Annotated in this window: 8 protein-coding genes; 5 read left to right on the forward strand and 3 right to left on the reverse strand. The window is 66.5% G+C overall.

The genetic code is table 11. From position 1 onward, the window contains the following. The 3 genes from AC30QB_RS07715 to AC30QB_RS07725 all read left to right on the forward strand — a co-directional run. Positions 1-939: tryptophan--tRNA ligase (locus AC30QB_RS07715; protein WP_489545616.1), on the forward strand; the 939-nt coding region annotated here is incomplete at its 5' end. Positions 940-961: 22 nt separating this feature from the next. After that, complete coding sequence (locus tag AC30QB_RS07720) at positions 962-1,396, forward strand: DUF3717 domain-containing protein (RefSeq protein ID WP_489545623.1); 435 nt, start codon at positions 962-964, stop codon at positions 1,394-1,396. Continuing rightward, positions 1,393-2,766, forward strand: a complete 1,374-nt coding sequence (locus AC30QB_RS07725; RefSeq protein WP_489545617.1) for an MATE family efflux transporter — start codon at positions 1,393-1,395, stop codon at positions 2,764-2,766. Before AC30QB_RS07720 ends, AC30QB_RS07725 begins: the two co-directional genes overlap by 4 nt. Before the next feature lie 18 nt (positions 2,767-2,784). Here the strand turns inward: AC30QB_RS07725 and AC30QB_RS07730 are convergent, their stop codons facing one another. The 3 genes from AC30QB_RS07730 to AC30QB_RS07740 all read right to left on the reverse strand — a co-directional run bounded on the left by AC30QB_RS07730 (position 2,785) and on the right by AC30QB_RS07740 (position 5,472). Next, positions 2,785-4,122 carry a sensor histidine kinase gene (locus AC30QB_RS07730; RefSeq protein WP_489545618.1) on the reverse strand — a complete coding sequence of 446 codons (1,338 nt, stop codon included), beginning with the start codon at positions 4,120-4,122 and terminating at the stop codon, positions 2,785-2,787. Next, a complete protein-coding gene (locus AC30QB_RS07735) occupies positions 4,119-4,832 on the reverse strand; it encodes a response regulator (RefSeq protein ID WP_489545619.1) in 714 nt (237 codons plus the stop codon). Before AC30QB_RS07735 ends, AC30QB_RS07730 begins: the two co-directional genes overlap by 4 nt. Before the next feature lie 73 nt (positions 4,833-4,905). Continuing rightward, complete coding sequence (locus tag AC30QB_RS07740) at positions 4,906-5,472, reverse strand: Spy/CpxP family protein refolding chaperone (protein WP_489545620.1); 567 nt, start codon at positions 5,470-5,472, stop codon at positions 4,906-4,908. Between the two features lie 216 nt (positions 5,473-5,688). Between AC30QB_RS07740 and AC30QB_RS07745 the strand changes: the two genes are divergently transcribed. Next, complete coding sequence (locus AC30QB_RS07745) at positions 5,689-5,991, forward strand: hypothetical protein (protein WP_489545621.1); 303 nt, start codon at positions 5,689-5,691, stop codon at positions 5,989-5,991. Between the two features lie 97 nt (positions 5,992-6,088). After that, on the forward strand, positions 6,089-7,636 hold a 1,548-nt coding region (locus tag AC30QB_RS07750), incomplete at its 3' end, for a catalase (protein ID WP_489545622.1).

Here is a 7,636-nt window from a genome sequence, read left to right on the forward strand (position 1 = left end):
GACATCGACGCCAACATCACCATGGGCCTGTACAGCTACCCCATCCTGATGGCCGCTGACATCGTGCTCTTCAACGCCCACCGCGTGCCGGTCGGGCGTGACCAGGTGCAACACATCGAGATGGCGCGCGACGTGGCGCAGCGCTTCAACCACCTCTTCGGCAAAGGCAAAGACATCTTCGTGCTGCCCAGCGCCGAGATCGAAGAAGACGTGGCCCTGCTGCCGGGTCTCGACGGCCGCAAGATGTCGAAAAGCTACGACAACACCATCCCACTGTTCGAGGGCGGCCCCAAGGCGCTGAAAGAAGCGGTGGCCCGCATCGTCACCGACTCCCGCCTGCCCGGTGAGCCCAAAGACCCCGAAGGCTCCTCGCTGGTCACCATCTACGACGCCTTCGCCACGCCTGCGCAAAAAGAAAGCCTGCGCGCCGACCTGCGCGCGGGTCTCGGCTGGGGCGACGCCAAGCAGCGCGCCGTCGAGCTGATCGAGTCACGCATCAGCCCAATGCGCGCCCGCTACGAAGACCTGATGGCCCACCCCGAGCGGGTAGAAGATGCCTTGATGGCCGGCGCCGCAAAGGCACGCGCCGTGGCCAAACCGCTGATGCGCGAAGTGCGCGAAGCCGTGGGCCTGCGCAAGATGGTGGCAGTGTCCCGCACAGCAGAGGCCATCACGCCAACCAAGCAAGCGCTGCCAGTGTTCAAGCAGTACCGAGAAGGCGAGCGCTTTTATTTCAAGCTCAACGCAGCCGATGGCACGCTGCTGCTGCAAAGCGAAGGCCTGGCCGATGGCCGAGAAGCCGGCAGCTGGGTCAAGCGCCTCAAGACCGAAGGTGCCACGGCGCTCAATGCCGCACCGGTGGTCTTTGCAAACCGCGCCGGCGTCGAAGCGGCTCTGGCCGATATGCTAATCGCCGCCATGGCCGCGGCAAAAGCCTGAGCACTGCAACGCTTCCATGCCCATGGCCGGCATCCACATCACCGACATCGAATCCGCCATCAACTGGTGGCGCGAACGCTCGCCCTCGCCCGATGGCATCACCGCCTGCCCCGAGGTGCTGGCGCTCGCCGAGACCTATGCGCTGATGGTGTACTACCACGAGACCGAGTGCGACGAAGACACCATGCCACCCAAGGCTCACGACGCCTGGCTGGCCTGGTACGCCACCACGCCCGATGCGCCGTGCATCGCCATCTGCTCCACCAGCCAAGGCGATGACGTCTGCAAGGGCTGTGGCCGCACCTTCGATGAAGTGCAGCACTGGACCGAGATGAGCCCCGGCGCCAAGCGCCACACCTGGCGGCGCATCACGATGGAAGGCACGGCCTGGCGCTTCAACCGCTACAGCGAGCGAGCAGGCACTAAGAAAGAGTCGCCCACCGAGGGCCTGGCTTGAGGCAGCTCAGCCTGCTGCACAGCGCCCGCCGCATCGCCCCCCTGGCCTGGCCGGTGTTCATCGGCCAGCTCGCGGTGCTGGGCTTCGGCACCGTCGACACCGTGATGGTGGCGCGCTATGCCGCGCTCGACCTGGCCGCGCTCGCGGTCGGCGCCGCAGCCTACATCACCATCTTCGTGGGCTTCATGGGCGTGGTGCTGGCCATTGGTCCCATCACGGGCCAGCTGTTCGGCGCGCGCAAGACCGCAGAAGCCGGGGCGCAATTGCACCAGGCGGCCTGGCTGGCCCTTGGGCTGTCGGTGCTGGGCAGCGCGCTGCTGTTGATGCCCGAGCCGTTTCTGATGGCGGCACAGACCAAACCTGAAGTGGCCGAGAAGGTGCGCGCTTACCTGGGTTACCTGGCGCTCGCGTTGCCACCTGCGCTCTTGTTCCAGTCGTTTCGTGGCTTTAACACCGCGGTCTCAAGGCCCAAGATCGTGATGGCGCTGCAACTCGCCGGCCTCTCGCTCAAGGTGCCACTGAATGCTTTGCTGATCTACGGCGCACCGGCCTGGCACATCCCTGCGATGGGCGCCGCCGGTTGTGGCCTGGCCAGCGCCATCGTGATGTGGCTGCAGCTGCTGCTGGCCTGGTGGGTGCTGAAGCGCGACCCGTTCTATGCCCCTTTCGGCTTGCACGTGACACGCCTTAACGCGCCCGATTGGCCCAGCCTCAAGGAGTTGCTGCGCCTGGGTGTACCCATGGGCCTGAGCATCCTCATCGAAGTCACAGGCTTCACCTTCATGGCGATCTTCATCTCGCGCATCGGCGCCACAGCGGTCGCAGGCCATCAGCTCGCGGCCAATCTGGTGTCGCTCATGTTCATGATGCCGCTGGCGATTGCCAACGCCACGAGCACGCTGGTCGCCCAAAGCATAGGCGCACACGCTCATGCCGACGCGCGCAGGCTGGGCTGGCATGGCCTGCAGATCGGCACGCTGGTCGCCGCGGTGCTAGGCACCGTCATCTACTTCATGCGTGAGAGCGTGCTGCACGCTTACACCAACAACCCGGTCATCATTGCCGCGGCCATGCCCTTGCTCGCGTGGGTGGCGGTGTTTCACATCGCCGATGCCGCGCAGACCATTGCCTCGTTCGTGATGCGCGCCTATCGCGTGGCCACGGCCCCGATGGTGATCTACGCCTTTGCGCTGTGGGGGGTGGGCCTGGGCGGAGGCTTCGTCATCGCGTTCAACGTGACAGGCCTCACGCCCACCCCTTTGCTGGGCGCACCTGGCTTCTGGGCGGCGTCGGTCACAGGGCTGGTGCTGTCAGGCGTGGGCTTGTGCAGCCTGATGGCCTGGGTGCTCAGGCACAAGAACGGCAGCTGAGGCAACGCTAAACAAGCCCTAAGCCTTTGGGAATTCCAGCTCAAAGCAACTGCCACCGCCCTCGCGGGCCGTGCAGCGCACGCTGCCCCCGTGCCGCTCGGCAATCTGCTTCACGAGGCTCAGGCCCAGGCCCACACCCCCCGCTTGCTCGGCGTGGCCGGGCAAGCGATAAAAGGGCTCGAAGATGCGCTCGCGCTGCGCCTCGGGCACGCCCGGGCCGCGGTCACACACCTGCACCTTGGCCTGCACGCCGCTGGCCGCCACCACCACGCTCACCTCGCCGCCACCGTAGCGGCGCGCGTTTTCCAGCAGGTTGCGCAGCGCCCGTCGCAGCAAGCGCTCGTCGCCAACCACGGTGGCAGAGGCGCCCTCCACCACCGCCTCGACACGAGACCCCTCTTCGGCCGCCAGCCCGAGCAGATCGACCGGATCGCGCCTGTCCACACGCTGCACGGCGTCCAAACGGCTGGCCAGCAACACCTCTTCCACCAGCGCGTCGAGCTCGGCCACGTTGGTGTCGATCTCGCGCTTCAGGCGCTGCTGGTGTTCGGGCGTGGCGTCGTCGAGCATCGAGACGGCCATCTTCATGCGCGCCAGTGGCGAGCGCAGCTCGTGGCTGGCATTGGCCAGCAGCGACTGGTGCGAGCGCACCAGGGTCTCGATGCGCTCGGCGGCCAGGTTGAAGCTCGCGGCCACTGCCGCCACTTCATCGCGGCCCGACACCTCCACGCGATGGTGCAGCGCGCCGGCACCAAATTGCTCCACGCCATTCTTCAGCGCCTGCAAGCGGCGCGTGAGGTGGCGCACCGCCGGCCAAGCCCCAGCCGCCACCGCAATGAACAGGAGCACCAGCACCACCACCGGCCCCACGCCACGCTGCCAAGAGGCTGGAACGAAAGGGCTGCCGGGCGAAGGCCGCCCCCCAGGCTCGCGCAGGCCCGGTGGCGCGTTGGGCCCGCGGCGCATGCCTTGGTGCAAACCTGGCCGCATCACCCAAAGCGTGCGGCCGTCGTCCAGCGGAATCGAGAAACTGCGCGTACCGTTCTCGGCCTGCCGGCGCAGGAAGGATTCCGATGCCGCAATACGCACCCCTTGTTTGCTGTCCAGCGCCAAAGGCACGCGCAGGCGTTGCGACCAGTCGAGCAAGGCGGCCGACTGGTCGGCCACTGCCGTGTCGGGCGCGGGCAACGAGCGCTGGATCAGGTCACCCCAGGCCGCCATGCGCTCGGACAAGGCCGATTCAGAGTGCTGCCGCTCCAGCTCGATGTGGCTCTGAAACAGCCAACCCGAGCCGAACGCGAACAGCAACAACACCGCCACCACGGTCAAATAAATCCGCAGCGTCAGCGTCCTCATTCCGAGTCGTCCGCGTCCTGCTTCTTGGCGAACACATAGCCCGCACCGCGAACGGTGAGCACACGCCGCGGGCTCTTAGCGTCGTCTTCAATGACGGCGCGAATGCGCGAGATGTGTACGTCGATCGAGCGGTCAAAGGCTTCGAGTGGGTGGCCCTTGAGCAAATCCATGATCTGGTCGCGCGAGAGCACGCGCCCAGGGCTTTGCGCCAGCACCACGAGCAGGTCGAACTGGTGGCTGGTGAGGTCGCAAGGCTGGCCGGCCAGCCGGGCCACGCGCGCCCCCAGGTCGATCTCAAGCCGCCCGAAGCGCAGCACCTCGTCGGCTGACGACACCGGCGCCGCGCGGCGCAGCAAGGCCTTCACCCGAGCCAGCAACTCACGCGGCTCGAAGGGCTTGGGCAGGTAATCGTCGGCACCGAGCTCCAGGCCCACGATGCGGTCCATGGGCTCGCCCCGCGCAGTCAACATCAGAAGCGGCAGCTGGCGCGTGCGCGGGCTGGCGCGCAGCTCGCGGCACAGGTCTAGGCCGTCGCCGTCGGGCAGCATCAGGTCGAGCACCAGCGCGTCGTAGGCTTCGCCGGCCAGGCGCTCGCGCCCCTGGGCCAGCGAGCCGGCCACCTCGACCTTGTAGCCGGCGCCTCGCAGGTAGTCGCCCACCATGGTCGAGAGGCGCGCATCGTCATCGATCATCAGCAAGCGAGCACTCATTGCAACAGCGTCTCCAAAGACAAGTGGTTGCCGCAGGGCCAGGGCCGAATCAGAACACATGCCAAGCCCCGTCTTACTTGGTGGGGGCGCTGCCAGCGCCGTGGCGCTCCATGCGCTCACGCCTGTGCTGAGCACGCTGCTTGATGCGCTCGCCCAGCTTCACACGTTGCTCGGGCGTGAGCACGCTGCTGATTTCCAGCAGCGCCTGCGTCACCCGCTTGCTGGCCTGGTCATGCTGGGCCATGGCCTGTACACGGGCCGACTCCACGGCACGCGCATCCACCACCGGGGCGGTGAAGAGCTGGAGGCCTTGCTCGCGCAAACCTTTGCTGGCTTCATGCTGCGCCTTCAGGTCGGCCGCGGCGGCTGCCACGATCTGCTGGATCTGGCCGCGCTGCGCATCGGTGGCGTTCAAACCGTCAAGCATGTGGTCGATGCCACGGGCCATGCGCTCCGGGTGGCCCATGAACATGCCCGGGCCGCCGAAGCCGCCACCACCGAGAGACTCGTGACCATGGCCCTGGGCCCAAGCTGATACCGCCAGGGTGCTGGCCACCGCCACCAGAAGGCTGAGCGCCACGCGCTTGATGCCTCGCGCAGCTGGGTTACCCGAGGCCTTGACTGTCTTCGATTCAAACATCGCAAACTCCTTGCAGACATGGACACGACGCCCATGCAAGCAATGTCTGCGCAGGGGGTGAAGAGGCGGTGGCTGGGGGGTAAAGATCTGTGAAGGCCGCGCGCTTGGCGGGGCCTTGCTGCTTTCAAGTGTCGTCCTACGCAAACGTCGGAAAACGCTGACATCGGCGTTGAAAGTGCCGCCCTAAAGTGCGCTCAACAACCCAGGAGAGTTCCCATGATGAAGCGCGCAAGAGTCGTGAGCGACACGCTGATGATGCAACGCGGGGCCGGTGTTCACCGCGTGGTGCCACCGGGGCCTTGCTGGGTGCTGGAAGGCTCCCATTGGATTGCCCTGATATGGCATGAAGAGCAGGAACGGCAGATGGCCGAAATCTCGCAGCGCGACTACGCCGCACTCGTCGAGCAAGGCCAGATCCAGTTCCCCAACACCGACCACGACGCCCAGGGCGTGCCTCACCCGGCGCGCCGGCGCGAGCTGCACACGCCCACGTCCGCCCTGAGCACCCGCTACATGTAAGCCGAGCGCTGCCTGCCAAGGCGGCCCTCTGGTCGGGCGGCTTGTCGCCCACGTGTCTCGTCTCGTCTCCTCTCGTCTCGTCTGTCGTCAGCACTTCATGACCAAACCCACCCCTCGCAAGCCTGCCAACGCAAGCACGGCCAAGGCCGCCTCACGCAAGACGGCAAGCCGCCCTTCGCGGCCCGGCGGTGCACCGTCAGGCGACCCGCAGGCTCAGCAAGCCGCCGCCGTGCAGGCGGTGGTGGCAGCCATGCCCCACAACGCCAACAAGCCACGCGAGATCGGCCGTGCCAATGCCGTCTCGCCGCCCAAGGGCATGGCCGTTTCGGGCCCGCCCGAGGTGGGCGCGAGCACGCTGAGCGAGGCCAATCCGTCCGCGAAGACCGGCGACGGCCTGGCCGCGCCGGGCACCAACGCCACCATTGGCTCACTCGACCGCGTGCGCAGCGATGCCGCCGGCCAGGTGCTCACCACCAACCAGGGCGTGCCCATAGGCGACAACCAGAATTCGCTGAAGGCGGGGCTGCGCGGCCCGACCCTGCTCGAAGACTTCATCCTGCGCGAGAAGATCACCCACTTCGACCACGAGCGCATACCTGAGCGCATCGTGCATGCCCGTGGGTCGGCGGCGCATGGCTACTTCGAGGCCTACAAGCCTTTGCCCAAATACACCCGCGCCGCGCCCTTCGCTGAAGCCGGCAAGCGCACGCCGGTGTTCGTGCGCTTCTCTACCGTGGCCGGCGAGCGCGGATCGGTCGATACCGCTCGCGACGCGCGCGGCTTCGCTGTCAAGTTCTACACCGACGAAGGCAACTGGGACCTCGTGGGCAACAACATCCCGGTGTTCTTCATTCAAGACGCCATGAAGTTCCCCGACCTCGTGCACGCCGTGAAGCCCGAGCCCCACCACGGCATGCCACAAGCCGCCTCGGCACACGACACGTTCTGGGATTTCGTCTCGCTCATGCCCGAGTCGACGCACATGCTGATGTGGGTGATGTCCGACCGCGCCATTCCGCGCAGCTTTCGCATGATGCAGGGCTTCGGCGTGCACACCTACCGCCTGGTCAACGCCAAGGGCGAATCGCACTTCGTCAAGTTCCACTGGAAGCCCAAGCTCGGCACCCACTCGCTGGTGTGGGACGAAGCCGCCAAGATTGCCGGTGCCGATGCCGACTTCCACAGACGCGACCTGTGGGAAGCCATCGAGGCCGGCGAGTACCCCGAGTGGGAGCTGGGCCTGCAAATTTTCACTGAGGCCCAGGCCGAAGGCTTCAGCTTCGACGTGCTAGACGCCACCAAGCTGATCCCTGAAGAGCTGGTGCCGGTGATGCCGGTGGGCCGCATGGCGCTCAACCGCAACCCCGACAACTTCTTCGCCGAAACCGAGCAGGTGGCCTTCTGCACCGCGCACGTGGTGCCCGGCATCGACTTCAGCAACGACCCGTTGCTGGCCGGCCGCATCCACTCCTATTTCGATACCCAGTTGTCCCGCCTGGGCGGACCGAACTTCCACGAGATTCCGATCAACGCGCCGGTGGTGCCGGTGCACAACAACCAGCGTGACGGGATCCACCGCCAGGCGATTGCCCGCGGCAAGGTCGCCTACGAGCCGAACTCACTGGGCGGCGGCTGTCCGTTCCAG

Origin of the sequence: Rhizobacter sp. (assembly GCF_046595475.1) — a bacterium.
GTDB lineage: Bacteria > Pseudomonadota > Gammaproteobacteria > Burkholderiales > Burkholderiaceae_C > Rhizobacter.